The sequence below is a fragment of the Stenotrophomonas sp. TWI602 genome (assembly GCF_039674045.1).
In the GTDB taxonomy this organism is placed as follows: Bacteria; Pseudomonadota; Gammaproteobacteria; order Xanthomonadales; family Xanthomonadaceae; genus Stenotrophomonas.
Genome location: NZ_JBDJMT010000036.1, coordinates 1 through 19,623, shown reverse-complemented (window position 1 = coordinate 19,623; position 19,623 = coordinate 1). Strand labels below are relative to the sequence as shown.

The 19,623-nt window shown below is 66.4% G+C and carries 24 protein-coding genes; 8 read left to right on the top strand and 16 right to left on the bottom strand.

What is annotated here, in order from left to right:
- Positions 1-134 precede the first annotated feature (134 nt).
- The gene (locus ABE483_RS18365) at positions 135-1,373 is read left to right on the top strand and encodes a DUF819 family protein (protein ID WP_313212725.1); all 1,239 of its coding nucleotides are present in this window, start codon (positions 135-137) and stop codon (positions 1,371-1,373) included.
- A gap of 206 nt (positions 1,374-1,579) precedes the next feature.
- Here the strand turns inward: ABE483_RS18365 and ABE483_RS18360 are convergent, their stop codons facing one another.
- Genes ABE483_RS18360 through ABE483_RS18340 form a run of 5 tightly spaced genes read right to left on the bottom strand, consistent with a single transcriptional unit; the run spans position 1,580 to position 4,615 of the window.
- Positions 1,580-2,065, bottom strand: coding sequence for a hypothetical protein (locus ABE483_RS18360; protein ID WP_346482154.1), 486 nt, complete (start codon positions 2,063-2,065; stop codon positions 1,580-1,582).
- A gap of 47 nt (positions 2,066-2,112) precedes the next feature.
- Complete coding sequence (gene minE, locus ABE483_RS18355; protein ID WP_017355894.1) at positions 2,113-2,373, bottom strand: cell division topological specificity factor MinE; 261 nt, start codon at positions 2,371-2,373, stop codon at positions 2,113-2,115.
- A 2-nt stretch (positions 2,374-2,375) separates the two neighbouring features.
- Positions 2,376-3,185: a septum site-determining protein MinD gene (gene minD / locus ABE483_RS18350; RefSeq protein WP_088432112.1), complete on the bottom strand. Its 810-nt coding sequence runs from the start codon at positions 3,183-3,185 to the stop codon at positions 2,376-2,378.
- A gap of 35 nt (positions 3,186-3,220) precedes the next feature.
- A complete protein-coding gene (minC, locus tag ABE483_RS18345) occupies positions 3,221-4,003 on the bottom strand; it encodes a septum site-determining protein MinC (protein ID WP_313217578.1) in 783 nt (260 codons plus the stop codon).
- 15 nt (positions 4,004-4,018) lie between these two features.
- Complete coding sequence (locus tag ABE483_RS18340; RefSeq protein ID WP_088432114.1) at positions 4,019-4,615, bottom strand: GNAT family N-acetyltransferase; 597 nt, start codon at positions 4,613-4,615, stop codon at positions 4,019-4,021.
- Between the two features lie 138 nt (positions 4,616-4,753).
- Between ABE483_RS18340 and ABE483_RS18335 the strand changes: the two genes are divergently transcribed.
- The 5 genes from ABE483_RS18335 to ABE483_RS18315 all read left to right on the top strand — a co-directional run bounded on the left by ABE483_RS18335 (position 4,754) and on the right by ABE483_RS18315 (position 9,135).
- Positions 4,754-5,950, top strand: a complete 1,197-nt coding sequence (locus tag ABE483_RS18335) for a sensor histidine kinase (RefSeq protein ID WP_088432115.1) — start codon at positions 4,754-4,756, stop codon at positions 5,948-5,950.
- Positions 5,950-6,591, top strand: a complete 642-nt coding sequence (locus ABE483_RS18330) for a response regulator transcription factor (RefSeq protein WP_019184539.1) — start codon at positions 5,950-5,952, stop codon at positions 6,589-6,591. The genes ABE483_RS18335 and ABE483_RS18330 overlap by 1 nt, the downstream gene beginning before the upstream one ends.
- 313 nt (positions 6,592-6,904) lie before the next feature.
- Positions 6,905-7,984, top strand: a complete 1,080-nt coding sequence (locus ABE483_RS18325) for an SRPBCC family protein (protein WP_313212728.1) — start codon at positions 6,905-6,907, stop codon at positions 7,982-7,984.
- Positions 7,985-8,087: 103 nt separating this feature from the next.
- Positions 8,088-8,459, top strand: coding sequence for a DUF423 domain-containing protein (locus ABE483_RS18320; protein WP_346463936.1), 372 nt, complete (start codon positions 8,088-8,090; stop codon positions 8,457-8,459).
- A gap of 1 nt (position 8,460) precedes the next feature.
- On the top strand, positions 8,461-9,135 hold the full coding sequence (locus ABE483_RS18315) for a DNA-3-methyladenine glycosylase (RefSeq protein WP_313212730.1): 675 nt from the start codon (positions 8,461-8,463) through the stop codon (positions 9,133-9,135).
- Positions 9,136-9,137: 2 nt separating this feature from the next.
- On the opposite strand, the gene ABE483_RS18310 is transcribed toward ABE483_RS18315, so the two are convergent.
- The 6 genes from ABE483_RS18310 to ABE483_RS18285 all read right to left on the bottom strand — a co-directional run bounded on the left by ABE483_RS18310 (position 9,138) and on the right by ABE483_RS18285 (position 12,353).
- A complete protein-coding gene (locus ABE483_RS18310; protein ID WP_346482153.1) occupies positions 9,138-9,650 on the bottom strand; it encodes a hypothetical protein in 513 nt (170 codons plus the stop codon).
- A gap of 27 nt (positions 9,651-9,677) precedes the next feature.
- Positions 9,678-10,487 carry a M15 family metallopeptidase gene (locus tag ABE483_RS18305; RefSeq protein ID WP_346482152.1) on the bottom strand — a complete coding sequence of 270 codons (810 nt, stop codon included), beginning with the start codon at positions 10,485-10,487 and terminating at the stop codon, positions 9,678-9,680.
- A 9-nt stretch (positions 10,488-10,496) separates the two neighbouring features.
- The gene (locus tag ABE483_RS18300; protein ID WP_346482151.1) at positions 10,497-11,039 is read right to left on the bottom strand and encodes a PH domain-containing protein; all 543 of its coding nucleotides are present in this window, start codon (positions 11,037-11,039) and stop codon (positions 10,497-10,499) included.
- A 1-nt stretch (position 11,040) separates the two neighbouring features.
- Positions 11,041-11,220 (bottom strand): DUF4177 domain-containing protein, encoded by a 180-nt coding sequence (locus tag ABE483_RS18295; protein ID WP_123728652.1) that lies wholly within the window; start codon positions 11,218-11,220, stop codon positions 11,041-11,043.
- A complete protein-coding gene (locus tag ABE483_RS18290) occupies positions 11,217-11,396 on the bottom strand; it encodes an Arc family DNA binding domain-containing protein (RefSeq protein ID WP_313212733.1) in 180 nt (59 codons plus the stop codon). The genes ABE483_RS18295 and ABE483_RS18290 overlap by 4 nt, the downstream gene beginning before the upstream one ends.
- Before the next feature lie 87 nt (positions 11,397-11,483).
- Positions 11,484-12,353, bottom strand: coding sequence for an SPFH domain-containing protein (locus tag ABE483_RS18285; RefSeq protein WP_088432124.1), 870 nt, complete (start codon positions 12,351-12,353; stop codon positions 11,484-11,486).
- A 131-nt stretch (positions 12,354-12,484) separates the two neighbouring features.
- Between ABE483_RS18285 and purT the strand changes: the two genes are divergently transcribed.
- Positions 12,485-13,672 (top strand): formate-dependent phosphoribosylglycinamide formyltransferase, encoded by a 1,188-nt coding sequence (gene purT / locus ABE483_RS18280; RefSeq protein ID WP_346463944.1) that lies wholly within the window; start codon positions 12,485-12,487, stop codon positions 13,670-13,672.
- Positions 13,673-13,915: 243 nt separating this feature from the next.
- On the opposite strand, the gene ABE483_RS18275 is transcribed toward purT, so the two are convergent.
- Positions 13,916-15,121 (bottom strand): endonuclease/exonuclease/phosphatase family protein, encoded by a 1,206-nt coding sequence (locus tag ABE483_RS18275; RefSeq protein WP_346482150.1) that lies wholly within the window; start codon positions 15,119-15,121, stop codon positions 13,916-13,918.
- 37 nt (positions 15,122-15,158) lie between these two features.
- On the bottom strand, positions 15,159-15,914 hold the full coding sequence (locus ABE483_RS18270) for an arginyltransferase (RefSeq protein ID WP_346482149.1): 756 nt from the start codon (positions 15,912-15,914) through the stop codon (positions 15,159-15,161).
- A 154-nt stretch (positions 15,915-16,068) separates the two neighbouring features.
- On the opposite strand from ABE483_RS18270, the gene ABE483_RS18265 reads away from it, so the two are divergent.
- The gene (locus ABE483_RS18265) at positions 16,069-16,674 is read left to right on the top strand and encodes an EF-hand domain-containing protein (protein ID WP_265309406.1); all 606 of its coding nucleotides are present in this window, start codon (positions 16,069-16,071) and stop codon (positions 16,672-16,674) included.
- 58 nt (positions 16,675-16,732) lie between these two features.
- Here the strand turns inward: ABE483_RS18265 and ABE483_RS18260 are convergent, their stop codons facing one another.
- The 3 genes from ABE483_RS18260 to tesB form a co-directional block, all read right to left on the bottom strand.
- The gene (locus ABE483_RS18260; protein WP_346482148.1) at positions 16,733-17,938 is read right to left on the bottom strand and encodes an RNA polymerase sigma factor; all 1,206 of its coding nucleotides are present in this window, start codon (positions 17,936-17,938) and stop codon (positions 16,733-16,735) included.
- A gap of 143 nt (positions 17,939-18,081) precedes the next feature.
- Positions 18,082-18,597 carry a DUF2007 domain-containing protein gene (locus tag ABE483_RS18255; RefSeq protein ID WP_313217592.1) on the bottom strand — a complete coding sequence of 172 codons (516 nt, stop codon included), beginning with the start codon at positions 18,595-18,597 and terminating at the stop codon, positions 18,082-18,084.
- A gap of 1 nt (position 18,598) precedes the next feature.
- Positions 18,599-19,507, bottom strand: coding sequence for an acyl-CoA thioesterase II (tesB, locus tag ABE483_RS18250; protein WP_088432131.1), 909 nt, complete (start codon positions 19,505-19,507; stop codon positions 18,599-18,601).
- Positions 19,508-19,623: the final 116 nt, after the last annotated feature.

Sequence of the window (19,623 nt, the reverse complement as noted above, 5' to 3'; positions counted from 1 at the left end):
GGGGGGGTGTAACCGGTAGTGCGGACCGTTGGTCGGCTACCGTAAAAAGCAGCCGCCCAACGGTCGGCTCTACCGGTGATTGTTTTCCCGAAACGTGTGGAATCGCACGCCCCTCCTCCAGGTACTCCGCACCCGTGAAAGCTCCCGCCCTGATCCAGAACGACATCGTCGTCTTCGGCCTGATCGCCGCCACCCTCGGTGCCGTGTTCTGGACCGCCTCGCGCGAGCAGGGGCTGTGGAAGCGGTTCTATACCTACGTGCCCGCGTTGCTGCTGTGCTACCTGATTCCCGGTGTGTACAACACCGTCGGCCTGATCGATGGCCAGAACACCCATCTCTATAACCCGGTCGCTCGTGACATCCTACTGCCCGCCGCCCTGGTGCTGCTCACCCTGGCCGTGGACATCAAGGGCATCCTGCGGCTGGGACCAAAACTGATCGTGATGTACCTGGGCGCCTCGCTCAGCATCATGATCGGCGCCGTGGTCGCCTTCCAGTTGATGAAGTGGCTGCATCCGGCGACGGTGGCCGGCGACACGTGGGCCGGCATGGCGGCGCTGGCCGGCAGCTGGATCGGCGGCGGCGCCAACATGCTGGCGATGCGCGAAGTCTTCGATGTCAACGCGACCACCTTCGGGCAGTTCGCGGTGGTCGATGTCGGTGTCGGTTATGTGTGGATGGCGGTGCTGATCTTCATGGCCGGGCGCGCGGCAAAGATCGATGCGCGCAGCGGTGCCGACACCTCCGGCATCGATGCCCTCAAGCTGCGCATCCAGGCCTTCCAGGCACAGCATGAGCGCGTGGCCAGCCTGACCGACCTGATGCTGATCGTCGCCGTTGCCTTCGGCGTGGTGGGCCTGTCGCATGCGATTGCCGGGCCGGTCTCGGCGTGGTTCAAGGGGCATGTCGCCTGGGCCTCGCAGTTCAGTCTGGACGCGCCGTTCGTGTGGGTGGTGGTGATCTCCACTACCTGCGGTCTGGCGCTGAGCTTCACCCGTGCGCGCAACCTGGAAGGCGCCGGTGCCTCCAAACTGGGTTCGCTGCTGCTGTACTTCCTGATCGCCTGCATCGGCATGCAGATGGACCTGCTCGCGCTGCTCGACCGCCCGTGGCTGTTCCTGCTCGGCCTGATCTGGATCGCCGTGCACATCGTGCTGCTATGGGCGCTGGCGCGCGCGCTGAAGGTGCCATTCTTCTACTTCGCGATTGGTTCGCAATCCAACATCGGCGGGCCGGCCTCCGCGCCTGTGGTCGCGGCGGCGTTCCACCCCTCGCTGGCGCCGGTCGGCGTGCTGCTCGGCACGATGGGCTACGCGACGGGCACGTATCTGGCCTACATCGTGGGCATCACCCTGCGCGCGATGGCCGGGTAGAGCCGACCGTTGGTCGGCTGCTCCTGACGTCGCGTCACAGCGCACGACAGCCGACCAACGGTCGGCTCTACGGCAGAAGCAACCTGCGCTACATCAACCAGGCAAGTGCATCTTCACCGTCCTGCTCGAACCGCGCCGAGTGAACACCCTGGCGCCTATACGCTTGGCGCGTCGCCACGCGCCCGGGACCAACCGGACATGCGGATTTACGCAGGAAGAAGGCCGCGTGCGAGTAACCACGCCTTGGCATCTTCCGCATCCTGCTCGAACCACGCCTTCGTAGACCCCAGCCGGTACGTATACCCCCACGCATCCATGTCCAGCATCAAGCGCGCGCTGCCCACGCCTGGCAGTTGCGCGGCCAGCACGATCTGCAGGTAACAGGTGGCGTCTTCTTCGGGCACCGAATCGGTGGCATCGGTGTGGACCAGCGCACGCCGCTCCGGCGGCAGCACGATCAGGTGGCAGGCTTCGTGCAGCATCGAGTGCACGGGCGTGTCATCGCGGACATACACGTCGCTGCCGATGATGCCGGCTTCGGGTTCACCCCAATAGCTGCCCGGAATCGGCGCGCCGTCGGCCACACGATGCAGGTGCAGATCGTGGGTGGCGAGCAGGGCGAGGGCATCGTCGAAACGGATATCGCCGACACAGGTGACCTGCGGTTCGGCGGTGGGGGCAGCGTCGTTCATGGGTTACCGCTCAACCGCCCCTTCCAACGCGGAAGGGGCGATGTCGATCAGGGCTGCTGCGGGCCTTCCGGCAAGGCGACGGAGATATCGAGCACATCGTGCTCCCCGTCCTTGACCAGATCGACCTTGACCGCATCAGCGTCGATGTTGACGTACTTCTTGATCACTTCCAGCAGCTCGCGCTGCAGCAGAGGCAGGTAGTCCGGGCCGCCGCGGTGGCTGCGTTCCTGCGCGATGATGATCTGCAGGCGGTTCTTGGCCGTTTCGGCAGTGGTCTTCTTTCGGTTCAGGAAATCGAACAGTCCCATGCTTACCCTCCGAACAGCTTGCTGAAGAAGCCTTTCTTCTCCACGGTGGTGAAGCGCATCGGACGCTCTTCGCCAAGGATGCGGCCAACCGCATCTTCGTATGCCTGGCCCGCCGCCGATTCGGGGTCCAGAATGACCGGCTCACCCTTGTTGGAGGCATTGAGCACGTCGCCCGATTCGGGCACCACGCCAATGGCCTTCAGGCCCAGCACTTCTTCCACGTCGGTGATGCTGAGCATTTCGCCGCTTTCCACCCGTACCGGGCTGTAGCGCGTAAGCAGCAGGAAGGCCGGCACGTTCTTGCCGGATTCGGCCTTGTGGGTCTTCGAATCGAGCAGACCGATGATGCGGTCCGAGTCGCGCACCGAAGACACTTCCGGGTTCACCACCACGACCGCACGGTCGGCGTAGTACATCGCCAGGAACGCGCCCTTCTCGATACCGGCCGGGGAGTCGCAGATGACGTATTCGAAGCCGTCGGCGATGAGATCGTCGAGCACCTTGCGCACGCCTTCCTGGGTCAGTGCGTCCTTGTCGCGGGTCTGCGAGGCAGCCAGCACGTACAGGTTGTCGAAGCGCTTGTCCTTGATCAGGGCCTGCTTGAGGGTCGCTTCGCCGTGCACGACATTGACGAAGTCGTACACCACGCGGCGCTCGCAGCCCATGATCAGGTCCAGGTTGCGCAGGCCGACGTCGAAGTCGATCACCGCCACCTTTTTGCCACGACGTGCCAACCCGCAGGCCAGGCTGGCGCTGCTGGTGGTCTTGCCGACGCCGCCCTTGCCGGAGGTGACTACGATGATTTCAGCCAAAGGATTTCTCCTGATTCTTCTGTTTGGGGGCTGCGTCAGTCCAGCGCAGCGATCTTGATCTGGTCCTGTTCCAGCCACACCTGCACGGCCTTGCCGCGCAGGGAGTCCGGAACATCGTCCAGTACCTTGTAATGGCCGGCAATGGCGACCAGTTCAGCGTGGAATTCACGGCAGAAAATACGCGCCGTGGTGTTGCCTTGGGCACCTGCCAGGGCACGGCCCCGCAGCGTACCGTAGATGTGGATGCTGCCGTCGGCGATCACCTCGGCGCCCGCGCCGACGGTGGCCATGACGGTCAGGTCGCAGTTTTCCGCATACAGCTGCTGGCCCGAGCGGACATTGGCGGTCTGCATGCGGCCCGGCTTGGGCGCGCCACCGGTGGCCACCGCACTCGGCGCCGGTGCCGCAGGCACGGCAGCGGCGGCACGCGCACGGCGCGGCGGCGGTTCGGCGACCGGCAGGGGCGCAGGGGCCGGTTCGGCCTCGGCGCGCTCGTACTGGGCGCGGAACTTGGCCAGCAGCGGCAGGCCGAGCTGCTGGGAAAGCAGGTCGGTTTCGGTGGTGCCGTAGGCCAGCGCAACCGGCAGCACGCCGGCCTTGCGCAGGCCGTCCAGCAGCGCCTTGGCGGTCGCCACGTCCGGCATCCTGCTGAGTCCGCCGAAATCCAGGATCACGGCTGCACGCCCGAACAGCTTCGGCGCACGCGCGACACGTTCCTGCATTTCACGGGTGAGGCGCTCGACATCGAGGGTGCGGATACGCAGATTCGCGATGCCGACCTGGCCGATCTTCAGTTCACCGGCCTGTTCAAAATCCATGTTCGCTGCCACCGATCAGGTCCCCGTCTGCTGCTGCACGCGCAGCGGCTCGCGGCGATGGCCCACCCAGGGCACATCCGGCAACTGGTCGCCGTAGGTGTCGTGCACCCACTGGTAACTGCACAGGTCCTTGAGCAGCATGCTGGCGCGCACATCCACGTGGGCCATGTTGTTCTGCCCGACCTCGCGGAAGCCGAAGCTGCCGTGGAAGAGCAGGGCGGCATCGGCACCGTGATCGAGGAACACCTCGCAGGTCAGCTGCGGGTAACGCAGCTCGGCGTAGCTCTGCGCATCGGCATAGAACGCACGGCCAACGCCACCGCCGCGACGGCGGCTGGCGACCACGATGCGGTCGATATAGAAGAATTTGCTGTCAAGCTGCTGCTTGAACCAGGCGAAGTTGCTGCTGTCGTGCTGGCTGTCGCTGCCGAAGCCGATCAGGAAACCGGCCAGGTTGCCGTCGCGCTCGGCGACGCGGAAATACTCAGCGCTTTCATAGAACAGACGCAGGCGGGCGGCATCCAACGGCAGGATGGCCAGGCCGGCATTGTTGTTCAGGGCCAGGACGGAATCGAGCTCGTGCTCGCGCACGTCGCGGATGACAATCGACATTGTGACTCCGTGGGGTAACGCGGTTGGCCCATCGAGGGGCCCTCGGTCCGATTATTGCATGGGTGGCTTCCCCCCGCGAGCGGACAGGCATGACTTCTGTGGGAGTGCAGGGGAACAGGTTCAGCCTACTATGCGTCCATGTTGGGATACCTCAGCCACACCCGAGTACTGCGACTGGCCGGCCTGTTCACCTGGGTCATGGTCGGACTTCCCCTGGTTTACTCACAGTACGAAGCGCTGCTGCGCCGCGGCGGAGGCGTCGATGCGTGGGCGCTGTGGCTGTTTGCTGCGTACCTGGCCTTCGGCGCCGGCTACTTCTGGCTGACCCGCGGGCTGCGCAACGGCGGCCACTCGCGCTGGTATGACCGGGTCATGCTGGTGCTGCTGACCGCGTCGGCGCTGGGCGTGAGCTATCTGAGCGGCTCCGGGCTGGGCAGCATCCTGATGATGGTCGCTGCCGGGGTCATCCCGTGGATGCTGCCGGTGCGCGGTGGCGTGATCTGGCTGCTGCTGAGCCAGCTGGCGGTGCTGCCGGTCTACTACCTCATCCTGAATTTCTCTTTGTTCGAAGCGGTGATGCAGTCGCTGTTGTATGGCGGCTTCTCCATGTTCATCTTCGTGACCAGCCTGGTGGCGCGGCAGCAGACCGATGCCCGTGAAGAGCAGCGAAGGCTCAATACCGAGCTGCGCGCCACCCGCGTGCTGCTGGCCGAAAGCGCCCGCGTCAACGAACGCACCCGCATTTCCCGGGAGCTGCACGATCTGTTGGGCCATCACCTGACGGCGCTCAGCCTGAATCTGGAAGTGGCCGGCCACATCACCGAAGGGCAGGCGCAGGAACACGTCCACCAGGCCCATACCCTGGCCAAGCTGCTGCTGACAGACGTGCGCGAGGCGGTCAGCCAGCTGCGCGACAGTGGCGCGATCGATCTGGCCGCCGCGCTGCGCCCGCTGACCGAGCAGGTCCCCTCGCTGGAGATCCACCTGGATATCGACGAGCCGCTGAGCGTGGAAGACCCCGAGCGGGCCCACGTGCTGCTGCGCTGCACCCAGGAGATCATCACCAATGCAGTGCGGCACGCCGGCGCGCGCAACCTCTGGATCAAGGTCCGGCGCGAGGCGCCGGGCATCGTGGTGCTGGAAGCGCATGATGACGGGGTGGGCGCCGACGGGATCGTGGTCGGCAACGGGTTGCGCGGGATGCGCGAGCGCCTGCAACAATGCGGTGGTGAGCTGCAGATCGAAACCCGCCGGGGCCAGGGCTTCCGCCTTCGTGCCTCGGTACCCGGCGTGCCAGTATTGATGCTGACCGCTGTCATTGAAGGAGTGCGTTGATGATTCGCGTCTGCCTGGTCGACGACCAAACCCTGGTGCGGCAGGGGATCCGCTCACTGCTGGCGCTCGATGACGGCATCGAGGTGGTCGCCGAGGCCGCCGATGGCCGGCAGGCAGTCGAGGTGGTTCCCCAGGTCCGCCCGGACGTGGTCCTGATGGACATGCGCATGCCGGTGATGTCCGGCCTGGAGGCGCTGCAGATGCTGTCGCGGCTGAACCAGCTGCCGCCGACCATCATCCTGACCACCTTCGACGACGACCAGCTCGTCCTGGCCGGGCTCAAGGCCGGGGCCAAGGGCTACCTGCTCAAGGACGTGACCCTGGACCAGCTGGTGGGCGCGATCCGGACCGTGGCCGATGGCGGCTCGCTGGTGCAGCCGGCGGTCACCCAGCGGCTGCTGTCGGGCCTGGAGCACATGCGCAACGAGTTCGTGAGCCTGGACCGGCCGGACCCGTTGACCGACCGCGAAACCGAGATCCTGCGGCTGATGGCCAGCGGCTTCTCCAACAAGGAGATCGCCAATTCACTGGGCGTGGCCGAGGGCACGATCAAGAACCATGTGTCCAACATCCTCTCCAAGCTGGGGGTGCGCGACCGCACCCGGGCGGTGCTCAAGGCCTTCGAGCTGCAGCTGGTCTGAGCCGGTGGACCCGGCGCCGGCCTTCGGGCGGTGACGGGTTTGCAGGTAATTTCTGAATTCTGCGAAACCCTTGCAGCGCAAGCGATGCAGGGGGATTTTCGGTCTCGACAGCCGAATCCGGCAAAGAAATATTGTCCATCCGCTACGTGCTGACACGCGCGATGCGTTATCTTTCCGCTCCTTGTCTATGCAAAACCGCTGCCGACATGGAAACCGGTGTGCCAACCCTGATCAACAACACCGGCGAAGCCTGCTAGGATTGGCGCTTCGCTTCAATCAACCCGGCCGTGGGATCGGCCCCGGAGACTCCTGAATGACCCGTATTATCGAGTTCCTGATCGCCTTGGGGATCGTGGCTGGCCTGTTCGTCATCATTGGCGTATGTCTGCCGGGCGAGCGCCATATTTCCGAAAGCATCGAGACCAACCGCAAGATGACGATCGTGTACGACACGGTCAACAGCCTGCGCCGCTTCAAGGACTGGAACCCGCTCTTGCTGCGCGATCCCGCCGTTGAACTGAAGTACTCCGGCCCCGCTGCCGGCGTCGGCGCACGCCTGGACTACGCCTCCAAGGAAAGCTCCTTGGGCGAGGGTAGCTGGGTGATCACCGAGTCCGAGCAGAACAAGCACGTGGCGATCGCGATCGAGGACGCCTCCAAGGGTCACGACAAGACCACCAGCTTCACCCTGGAGCCGACCGGCAAGGGTGGCCGCAACGTCAAGATCACGCAGGACTACAGCGTCAAGTACGGTTTCAACCTGTTCGGTCGTTACGCTGGTCTGTACGTCAGCCGTCACGCCGGTGACGACCTGAAGCTGGGTCTGTCGCGCATGGCCAACATGCTGGCCACCGTGCCGAACATCGACTACCGCACCGCCGAAGCCCCGCTGACCGATCTGGCCATCGTGGACGTCCCGGCCGAGGACCTGCTGGTCGTCACCGCCGGCAACGTGGACCGCGGCCAGGAGACCATCACCAAGTCCATCAAGGACAACCAGGAGTGGATCAAGCGCGTCATGGAGGCCAACAACCTCGAAGCCGCCGGTCCGTTCCGCATCATCACCACCGATTTCGGCGCCGAGAAGTACGCCTTCGACGTGGCCCAGCCGGTCAAGAAGAAGGGTGCCGAGGCCGCGACGGCCGAAGCCCTGACGGTGAAGATCGACGATGGTGCACCGGTCAAGTACGTGCATGTGGCTCCGCATCGTTCGGCCCACGCGGCCTACACCGGCCACATGGCCGGCCTGGACATCGCCCGCAACGCCCTGCGTGCGTGGTCGGTGACCGGCGGCAACGAAGTGATCGATCGTCCGTACGAGTCCTGGAAGGACGGCGTGGACAAGTCGTTCACTCCGGAAGGCACGTACGACATCTACTGGGCCGTCAAGTAATCCGACGGTTGCCGTGATGTAACGCACGACCTGAAACGCGCCGCTTCCTGCGGCGCGTTTTTTTTTGGCTCCGGCCACGGGGCACTGTCTGAAGGACGCAAGCATGCTCAACCTGGAACGACGCACGCGCAAACCCTCCCTGCTGGCCGGCCTGGGCGGGCTGCTCGCGGCCACGGCGGTGGGCCTGTCGGCTTACGCCTCCCATGGCATCGCCGACCCGCTGGCGCAGTCGCATGTGACCACCGCGGCGCTGTACGCCTTCGGGCACGGGGTGGCGCTGGCCGTACTCGGCCCGACCCAGCAGAACACGCTGGGCCGGCTGGCCCTGTACGTCCTGCTGATCGGCACGCTGCTGTTCTCCGGCAGCCTGGTGGCGGGCGCGCTGTGGAAGCTCAGCACCTCGTTGGCGCCGGTCGGTGGCACCGCGCTGATGGTGGGCTGGCTGGCCTACGGGCTGAACGCGCTGAGGCGCTGACATGCCCCGATACCGCCGCGGCTTTGATGTCGATGAGGCGCATGCCTGGCTGAGCCGGCGCGACCGGCGGCTGGGCATGTGGATGAAGCGGCTCGGCCCGATCCAGGCGCAGCCCGGGTGGGCGAAGACGTTCGATCCGGTCGATGCGCTGGCCAGGGCAATCCTGTTCCAGCAGCTCAGCGGCAAGGCCGCCTCGACCATCGTTGGGCGGGTGGAGACGGCCATCGGCAGCACCCGGCTGCACGCCGATACGCTTGCGCGTATCGATGACCCCGGGCTGCGCGTCTGCGGTGTCTCCGGCAACAAGGCGCTGGCCCTGCGCGACCTGGCCAGGCGCGAGGCAGCAGGCGAGATTCCCGACCTGCGCCGGATGTCGGTGATGGACCATGATGCGATCATCGATGCGCTGGTTCCGATCCGCGGCATCGGCCGCTGGACGGTGGAGATGATGCTGATGTTCCGGCTGGGTCGCCCGGACATCCTGCCGGTGGACGACCTCGGTATCCGCAAGGGAGCGCAGCGCGTGGACAAGGCCGAGCAGATGCCGACCCCGAAGGAGCTGCTCGCCCGGGGCGAGAGGTGGGGCCCGTTCCGGACCTACGCCAGTCTGTACCTGTGGCGTATCGCCGATTTCACGGTGGATCCGAAGGCGACGACCAATCGTTCGCAGGGGTGAGGCTACGCGTCCGGCGGCTCCGGCGCGAAGGCCGGGTCGTCGCTGATTCGTGCCCGTGCTGGGTGGCGCTTTTTCGCCGCAAGGTAGCGGTGATGGCGGAAGGTGGCGTAGGTGCCGCGGAGGACCACGACCCCGATCACCACCAGCATTCCCATCCTCCGCAGCGTGTCTGCCATGCCGGCGCTGTCCAGCCTCAGATGCATCACGAACACCCATGCCCACAGCGCAGCGGTCAGGCAGGCCGCAACCCGGCTGCGTTTGTAGACCCCCACTGCCAGACCCAGGTAAACGCAGCTCAGCATCGCAGCAGCGATGAAGTTCATCATGGCGAACACGTTCTGGTTCTTGGCCCACGTCCAGCCACCCGTGGCGAGGGTGAACACGGTGAGTCCCGCGCCCAGTAACCAGAGCTGCGTGACTGGTCTGGTGATCCCGCTCGGCACCTGTTCCCAGTGCGGTGCCATGGGCGTGGAGGGGGGAACCTCACCGGCCTGGTAGGGATTCTGATCGTCCATGGTTGTCCTCCTTGTGGGCCGCCCCGGTCAGGGTTCGGCGTCGCGCCAGCACCAATGCCACGGTTCGTAGACAATCCCATGCGGGTTGTCGCGCGGGTAGCTCAGCTGGAACCCGAAGCGACCGGCATGCGCGCCCAGCCACGCGAACGCGGCCGTCGACTCGAACGATGCTTCCGCCGGCGGTTCGCCGGGGGTGCCGATATCCAGCGCGTAGCCGCTGTGATGCTCGCTGTAACCGGGCGCGGCGTTGACCTTCAGTATGTCCTCCACACTCAGCCCGCGGCTGCGTTTGCGCGCGAAGATGCCCAGCTGATAGTCGTGGCTGCGGTAGCCGGAGATCGCATCCAGCGCGATGCCATCGGCGGCGGCCTGCTGGCGCATCCGTTGCCAGCCTCGCGCAGCGTCGCGGTGCAGCCATAGCGGGCGCCGGTAGCGGTCGAAGCCGGCCAGGTGCAGCTGAGCCGGTTCGGCCTCCAGCGCAAGACCGGTCGCGGCCTCGTAGGCATCGGCATCAATCCCGAGGGTTTCGAGGCGATGCTGCAGTCCACTCAGGGGCAGCACCGCATCGGGCGCGTTGCCACGACGGCGATCCAGCAGCTGGCGGTCCAGCGCATCCAGTGCCTCCTCGATGCCCGGCTCGCGCATCAGGCGCGGCACCAGCGGCAGCACGCCGTGGGCGGTAGCGACGGCGAGGTAGCGCCCATCGCGCTTGCGCCGCAGTACCCACTGCGCGCGAGCCAAGGCGCGCGCGTCGGCAGAGCCGCGTGCACGCAGCAGGCCGCCGGGCCACAATTCGATCTCGGCGGTGTTGATCAGCAGGGCAGGGGATCGGCGCATGCTGCCAGCTTAGTGCGCGCCCGGCCGCGCGGCCAGCGCCTTCAGGGCATCGAGCAGTGCACGTGGGCGGTCCGGGCTGATCACCAGGGCGCTGCCATCGCGCAGCGGCAGGTGCAGCACACGGCTGCTGTCGGTGACCAGGCAGAACGCCTTGCTGCGGTCGGCCATCCGGTAATGCCCGGATTGAAAGCCCGGCACGCCGTAGCCATTGGTCTTGATCGAGGGCTTGTAACGGCCATGCTCGGCGAAATCGACGATGCGCGCTTCGTCCAGACGCATGTCGCTCACCGGCACGCGCTTGCGGTAAAAGGTCGACTTCACGTCCAGCGTGTCCTGGTGGAGCACGATGCGGCGGCGGGTGTACGCCCAGGTCAGCGCGGCCGCCAGCACCGCCAGGAACGGCAGGGTGATGAACAGTTCGGTGTGTGAACGCTCCGGCGCGTCCAGCGCGGTGCCCACCATCAGGCCGGCGACGAGCAGTAGCGGAACCCACAGCCACAGCAGTCGCCGGACCGGCGATGGGGCAACCTCGAAGGATTGAGCTTCAGACATCTCAATCCTCCTTCTTGAAGATCAGCAACGCCGTATTGAGGGGCGGCGCGAAGACAAGGTTGACCAGTTCCCAGCCAAGGTTGCCGTGCCGGGTCAGCTCGTCCTGTATGTCTTTGGGTTTCACAATGCCCATCATGCCCGGCTTTACTTCAACGGTCAGGTAGCTCCAGCGCCTGCTCATGGCTTGCTCTCCTTGTCGGGGGTGGGTTTGGGAAGGCGTCCGGCCTTGCGCAGCGCATCGCGCAGCACGTATTCGATCTGTGCATTGAGGCTGCGCAGCTCGTCGTCGGCCCAGCGCTGCGCCGCCGCCAGAACGTCGGCATTGATACGCAGCGGGTAGGCTTTCTTTTCGGTCATGCGGGGTCCTTTATCTACAGCGCGTGCCGTCCCCTCGGCGCCGCGTTGCGTTGGTAGGTGCCGACCATGGGTCGGCACGCTGTTGCATCAATACAGTGAACCGGCGTTGACCACCGGCTGGGTGCCACGATCCGAACACAGCACGGTCAGCAGGTTGCTCACCATGTGCGCCTTGCGCTCTTCATCGAGCTGGACCACGCCGTTCTTCTGCAGTTCGGCCAAGGCCATTTCGACCATGCCGACCGCGCCAGCGACGATCCGCGTACGCGCGGCGATGACCGCATTGGCCTGCTGGCGCTGCAGCATCGCCTGGGCGATTTCCGGCGCATAGGCGAGGTGGCTGATGCGCGCGTCGATCACCTGCACGCCGGCATCGGCCAGGCGCTCGGCCAGCTCGTCCTTGAGGTGCTGGGAAATCTCGGCGGCATGGCTGCGCAGCGACAGTTGGCCTTCTTCGTGCTGGTCGTACGGATAGCTGGTCGCCATCGCGCGCAACGCAGATTCGGACTGGATGTGCACGAAGCTCTCGTAGTCATCCACGTTGTAGACAGCTTCGGAAGCATCCACCACCTGCCACACGATCACCGCGGCGATCTCGATCGGGCTGCCGTCGAGCTCATTGACCTTGAGCTTGCCGCTTTCGAAGTTGCGCACCCGCTGGCTCACCTTGACCTTGGTGAAGAACGGGTTGTTCCAGCGCAGGCCGTTCTCCTTGACGGTGCCGACGTACTTGCCGAACAGGCTGACGACCACGGCCTGGTTGGGTTGCACGGTGTACAGGCCGACCAGGCTGAGCAGGGCGGTGGTGGCCAGCACCAGGCTGCCCACGATCAGCGCCGGGTTGCGGTTGCCCTTGTCCACCCCGACCACGAACATCCACACGGCCACCGCGGTCAGGGCCAGCACCAGCAGCAGGAAGGGCAGGCCGGACAGCGAGCGGATCGACTTCTCTTTCATGGCGGGGCGTCCTTGGGTAGTTGATTGGAAGATATCAAATTGATATCACTCTGCAAGTGCCGCCCGGGCCGGCCACGCGGCGGCGGCACCGGCTAGAATGCCCTCCCGCCCCTGTTGTCCGGAACACTGCCATGTCCACGCTCGGTACGCCGCTGTCTCCTTCCGCCACCCGTGTGCTGCTGCTGGGATCCGGCGAACTCGGCAAGGAAGTCGCCATCGAGCTGCAGCGGCTGGGGGTGGAGGTAATCGCTGCTGACCGCTACGCCAACGCGCCGGCGATGCAGGTGGCACACCGTTCGCACGTGATCGACATGCTCGACGCGATGGCGCTGCGCGCGCTGATTGCACTGGAGAAGCCGCATCTGGTGGTGCCTGAGATCGAGGCGATCCATACCGAGACGCTGGTCCAGCTGGAACAGGAGCAGGGCCTGCGCGTGGTGCCCACCGCGCGTGCCGCGCGCTTGACGATGGACCGTGAAGGCATCCGCCGGCTCGCCGCCGAGACGCTGGGCCTGCCGACCTCGCCGTACCGTTTCGTGGATACCGATGCCGAGTACCGCGCGGCGGTGGCCGCGATTGGCCTGCCGTGCGTGGTCAAGCCGGTAATGTCCTCCTCGGGCAAGGGCCAGAGCACGCTGCGCCAGGACGCCGACATCGCGCCGGCCTGGGAGTATGCGCAGACCGGTGGCCGCGCCGGTGCCGGGCGCTGCATCGTGGAGGGCTTCATCGATTTCGAGTACGAAATCACGCTGCTGACCGTGCGTCACGCAGGCGGGACCTCGTTCTGTGCGCCGATCGGGCACTGGCAGAAAGACGGCGACTACCGAGAAAGCTGGCAGCCGCAGCCGATGTCGCCGCGCGCACTGGCACGGGCGGAGGAGATTTCGCAGGCGATCACCGATGAGCTGGGTGGCTGGGGGCTGTTCGGGGTCGAGCTGTTCGTGAAGGGCGACGAGGTGTGGTTCAGCGAGGTATCACCGCGGCCGCATGACACGGGTCTGGTGACGTTGGCCTCGCAGGAGTTGAGTGAGTTCGCGCTGCATGCGCGCGCGATCCTGGGGCTGCCGATCCCGGTGATCCGCCAGAGTGGTCCGTCGGCGTCGTGCGCGATGCTGGCCCACGGCGAAGGCGTGCCGTTCTTCAGCAATGTGGCCGAAGCGCTGGTGCAGCCGGATTCGGCGCTGCGCCTGTTCGGCAAGCCGAGTGTGCACGGGCATCGCCGGGTAGGGGTGACGCTGGCGCGGGGGGCGGATGTCGATGAGGCGCGGAAGATTGCGCGTGAGGCGGCTGAGGCGATCGGGATCGAGCTGCGGTCGTGAGGCAGGGCGCCTTGGGTGCTGCCGGTGTGAGGCGATCGGGCAGCCCGATGCAGGACCCGCCGTAAACCCATCCCTGGGGGCTCGTAGTGCGGCATCCATGCCGCACACGGTCCTTCATCGGGCTGCCCGATCACCTCTTCGCGGAGGGTCGGTTGGGCGGATCCAACGGCGCGGCAGAAAATGGCAGGACAAAAAAAACGGCGAGCCTTGGCTCGCCGTTTTTCGTTGAAAGCGAAGCAGAACTTACTTCACGTCCACCCACACCAGATGGTGGTCGCTGCCATCGGCGATCTTCGCGTCCGGGCTTTCGTTGGCCGGCCAGAAAACGCCACTGCCGATGTAGTTGAAGCCGACCGAGGGCAGGACGTAGTCCAGCCGCATCGTGCCCGACTTCGGGCCGAAGTCGCCGGTGGCGTGGAAGGGCGCGCCTTTGCGGGTGATGCCTTTTTCGGCATACGCCAGGCTGGTCTGCTCGGCGCCGACGCTGCGCGGGGTGGGGTAGCGCAGGACGCGGGGGTTTTCGATCAGTTCGACGATCGCGTCGTGGCGGCCGTCGCCGTCGACCGGGTCGTTGTTGAGGTCGCCGAGGATGACGAAGCGCGCGTCCTGCGGGAGGCCGCCGCACTGGCCGCGGTCATCGCACAGCCAGGAGGTGTCGCGGTCCTTGAGGTAGTCCTGCCACAGGCGCAGCTCGTCGTGGTTGCGGGCGGCGTTGCGCTTCTCCGGGCCGTCGAAGACCGGCGGGGTCGGGTGCGAGACCAGGGCGTGCACGGTGCCGTTCGGGGTGGTCACCGGCACGTCCCAATGCGATTTGGAGGACAGGCGCAGCTGCGACCAGACGTGGTCGTTGTAGAAGGATCTTCCGGTGCGCGGATCCATCGGGCGCAGGGCGCCGGGCATCGTGCTCCACTTCAGCAGCTGGAAGCTGCGGACCTTGGCTTCATCGATCGGGTAGCGCGACAGCACCAGCATGCCGTACTGACCCGGGTGCAGGCCGTAGCCCCAGGCATCGTTGCCACGGGCGCGGCCTTCGCCGCCGATCTCGCCGTTGTTGTCCAGGTCCAGGCCGCTCTGCACGCCGGTGTTGACCGGGGCGAGGTAGCGGTAGGCGTAGTGCAGAGGCTCACCGCCGCCCGGTTGTGCGGCTTCCAGGTAGCGCTGCTGGAACAGGTCGGCGGCGCGGTGGGCGTCGTCGTAATCGAATTCGTTGAGCAGCACCAGATCCGGACGGACCTGCTGCAGGACGGCGGCGATCTTGCGCGCGTGTTCGCTGTCGCCTTCAAGCTCGGCGATCAGGCCGCCGGTCTCGTCGCTGTACAGGGAGGTGTTGTAGGTGGCGATCCGCAGCGGTGCGGAAGCGGTATCCGGCATGGCGGCGGTCTTGGCAGGGGTCTGGGCACAGGCGCCGCACAGCAGGGCCAGGGCAAGGATCAGGGGATGGGCTTTCATCCGCCTATTTTGCACCCGTCGCGGTGTCAGTGATGCGTCAGCGGCCGTCCAATTCGTCATCGAAGGCATGCCAGCGGCGGCCATCGTAGGCCTCCAGCGGGCGGAACCGGCGCTTGTAGTCCATCTTGCGGTGGTCGCGGATCCAGTAGCCCAGGTACAGGTGCGGCAGTTGTTCGCGCTGGGCCCAGGCGATCTGCTGCAGGATCGCGAAGGTGCCCAGGCCGCGATGGGCCTGGTCCGGTTCGAAGAAGGTATAGACCGCCGAGAGCCCCTGCGGGGTGACGTCGGTTACGGCGACGCCGAGCAGCGGGCCGCGATGGCCGTCCTCGGCCGGGCCGCGGATTTCGACAAAACGCCCCTGCGACCAGCGCCCGATCAGAAACTGATCGAACTCGTGCGGGCCGTGTTCGTCCATGCCGCCCTGCGCGTGGCGATGGGTCAGGTAGCGGTGGTACAGCGCGAACTGCTCGTCGGTCTGCTCGGCCGCGACGATCCGCACTTCCAGATCCGCATTGCGGGCCAGGCAGCGGCGCTGGCTGCGGTCCGGTGCGAAGCGGGCCACGGGGATGCGGACGGCCACGCAGGCGTGGCAGTCCGCGCAGTGCGGGCGGTAGACCAGATCGCCGGAGCGGCGGAAGCCCCAGCCCAGTGCCATCGGGTACAGCGTGCCCAGGCGCGGATCGTTGGGATCGAGCACCAGATCGCGTGCGGCCCGCTCCGGCCAGTAGCCACAGGGGTGGTCACCGGTCTGGAACAGTCGCAGCTCGTCGTCGCGGTCGCCGTGTATTGCCATGCCCACAGCATAGCCCCGTGCCGTCGCAGCCGGCGCGACTGTCTGCCAAATGAACACGGCCTGCCGGGCTGTCAACGGTGCTGGCGCCCACGCGTTGTTACCGGTGTGGGTGCCACGCACCGCACGCAGTTTCCCTCACCAACCGGAGTTACCCATGCGCAACCGCAAATCCCTCCTGCTGCTGGCCCTGCTGCTGTCCACCGGTGCTGCCGGCCTGGCGGTCGCTGCCGATACCCCCGCCGCCGCCGACAAACCCGCCCGCGCCAAGCTGGATACCAATGGCGATGGCTTCATCGACCGCACCGAGGCGGCCAGGTCGCCGCGTCTGGCCGCGCAGTTCGACACGCTCGATGCCAACAAGGACGGCAAGCTGTCCCGTGAGGAACTGCCGCGCTGGCACGGCAAGCGCCACGGGCGTGGCCCGGGTGGGCATGGCGACTGGATGGCCAAGCTGGACACCAACAAGGACGGCCGCATCAGCCGCGAAGAGGCCAAGGCCGACCCGCGCCTGGCCGCGCGCTTCGATGCGATGGACGTCAACAAGGATGGTTACCTGGACAAGGCCGACCGCGAGCTGCGCATGAAGCAGCATCGTGATGCCTGGTTCGCTGCGGCCGACACCAACAAGGACGGCCAGCTGAGCAAGGCTGAGTTCGATGCGGCCAAGGGCCCGTTCGGTGGCCCGCGTGGCGATCATCGCGATGGCAAGCACCGCGATGGCAAGCCGCCGATGCCGCCGAAGGCACCGGCCGCGAAGTAAGCGATACGCTGAAGCTGCACAACGAAAGCGCCGGTCGTCGACCGGCGCTTTTTCTACATCAGATGCGGCCGTTCTTGTACATCGCCCAGGCGATGGTGCCGATCACCACAAGGTTCATCACCCACACCGCTTTGCGGCCGTAAAGCGACTCGTATTTCCAGTTCGGACCGGTGCGCCCGTGGCGGGCCGCGTCGCGCGCGATCATCGGCGCCATGATCCGCTGCAGCGGACCCAGACATTGATAATTGACCAGTCCCAGTCCGATGACGAGGGCCATCAACGGGGAGTACCAGCCCGGCTGAAGGTAGGTCAGGGCGAACACAGACATGCAGACCAGCATCGCAGTGAACGTGCTGTAGTGGACGAACCTGCGGATCGCTGCGCGCTCGCGTTCGTTCTCGGCATACGAGAGCAGATAGCGGCCGCCCAGGTAGCTGCCCAGCACGCCACCGACCATGCTGCCGAGGATCGCACCCCACGCGAAATCCGGCGGCAACACGTGGGTCTGGCTGGCCGCTGCCGTCAACGACCCCAGGGCGGCACCGCCGGAAACGCTGGCACCGCCCAGGCCGAGCTTGCTGGTGCCAAGCCCGGTGCCGAGCAGGATCGCGGCACTGGCGGTACCGGGGGCGGCGACCAGCACCATGGACACGACGGTGGTCGCGAACGCAGCGCTCGGCGCGCTGCTGCGGGCGAAGTCGCTGAAGCGACGCATCATTTCCTCGCGGACGGTGGCGCGCGCGCGCGACAGGCGCTTGCGCACGGCGGCATCGCTGAGCCCGAGCAGATCGGCGACCTGCTGCGAACTCTGGCCTTCGCGGTAATAGAGCAGCAGCGTCTCACGGCTGTCTTCGGGCAGCGCAGAGATGATCTCTTCGGCGGCCAGTTCTTCTTCCACCCGCTGCAGGTGTTCCGGGGCACTGGGGCTGGGGTCGGCGGCCATGTTGATGGCGATCTCGGCGGCCTCGCCTGAGAGCGGGCGGCCGCGGTTGGCGCGCAGCCAGTCCCGGGCGAGGTTGCGGGTGATCTGGCGCAGCCACGGCAGGAAGCTGGCGTGGTTGTGCAGCTGGTTAAGCTGCTGCCAGGCCTTGATGAAAGCCTCCTGTGCGATGTCCTCGCTGGCATGCACGTCGCGGGTGATCGCCAGCGCGATCGCGGTGACCGTGTTCTGGCAGGCCAGCACGATGCGCCCGTAGGACTGCTGGCAGCCGCCTGTGGCAGCGGGCAGCTCGCGTTCGAGCGTAGTGGTCAGCGGATGCGTCATGGCACGTTCCCCGGCGGTGATCCGAGTATGACGATGCCTCAACCCGAATGTGACCGGATAGTGCCGGGGGGGGGGGGGGGGGGGGGGGGGGCATGCCGGCATCCCCCCCCCCCCGCCCGCGGCCGCGCGGCCGGCACTACCCGTTACTCGGTGGGCTGGATCCGGACCCGCACTTCCTCTTCTTCCGGCGGGGTGGCGGCCGGTGCGGTCGGCGACGCCGTCGGCTGCACGGCCGGTGCTGATGCCGGGGCGGGCGCCACGACCGGGGCGCCGCGGTGGCGCATGACCACCACCATCGCCACGGCAGCGATCACCAGCAGCAGCCCGATACGGATGCGCCAGGCCCAGTTGCGCGGCGCATCGTTCTGGGCGACCTCGTCGCGGAACGCGAACTGCGCGGTCGGGTGGTCGCGGCGGGTGGTTTCCAGCAGGCGTGCATCGCGCAGGATCTCGCGGGCGCGCGGCTGGTCATCGGCATGCACCACCCACAAGGTCGGGTGGGTGGTGGCCTTTTCCTTGTCCAGATAGCTGAACTGGCTGCCGCGCTTGCTGTGGTACGAGCGGCCGTTGGTGATGCGCACCTCGATGCCGGCGTCGCGCAGCAGCTGGGCCACGCCTTCCACGGTCTCTACGCGCTGGCTGTTGAAGATCTGTCTCATGTCAGTCCTTGGCCGGCACGGCGGCGGCCGCGGCACTGTCATCGACCACGCGGATCAGGCCTTCCTGCGCCGTACTGGCGACCAGGATGCCGTTGCGGGTGAAGAACTGGCCACGCGCCAAGCCACGCGAATCCTGCGCGCTGGGGCTGTCCAGCGAGTACAGCAGCCAGTCGTCGGCGCGGAACGGGCGGTGGAACCAGATCGCATGGTCCAGCGAGGCCATCTGCACATGCGGCTGGTAGTAGCTGATGCCGTGCGGGAAGGTCGCGGTGCCGAGCAGGTGGAAATCCGAGGCGTAGGCGAGCAAAGCCTGATGCAGCTCCGGAGCATCGCCGACGGTCTCGTTCAGGCGCAGCCAGACCTGGTGGTAGGGCGGGCGCTTGGGCGGATTGAGTTCATCGCGCGGGTAGACATGGCGGAACTCGAACGGGCCGCCCCGCGAGAGCCAGCGCTGCACCTTGATCGGCAGACGATCCAACACCGCCTGCGGCAGCGGCTGGTTCGGCTCGATGTCTTCCGGCTGTGGCACTTCCGGCATCTTGTGCTGGTGCTCGGCGCCGGTCTCGGCCTGCTGGAACGAAGCGGCGCAGAAGAAGATCACCTTGCCGTGCTGGATCGCGGTGACCCGGCGGACGGAGAAGCTGCCGCCGTCACGGGTGCGGTCCACGTCATAGACGATGGGATGGTCGATGTTGCCGGCGCGCAGGAAGTAGGCGTGCAACGAATGCACGTGACGGCCGTTCTCGACCGTCTTCTGGGCGGCGGACAGCGCCTGGCCCAGCACCTGGCCGCCAAAAACGTACTTGGTGCCGATATCGCGGCTCTGGCCGCGGAACAGATTGTCTTCCAGGCGTTCGAGCGAGAGCAGGTCGATCAGCTCGGAAACGACGGGTTCGTGCGTGGCGGACAAGGGAAGCAACCTGGGGTGGGCGAAAGCAAATTATAGGGTAGTGCCCGCCCCAGGGCCGCCACCCCCCCCCCCAGACATAGGTAAATGTATGGGGGGCGGCCCGCCCCCCGCCCAAA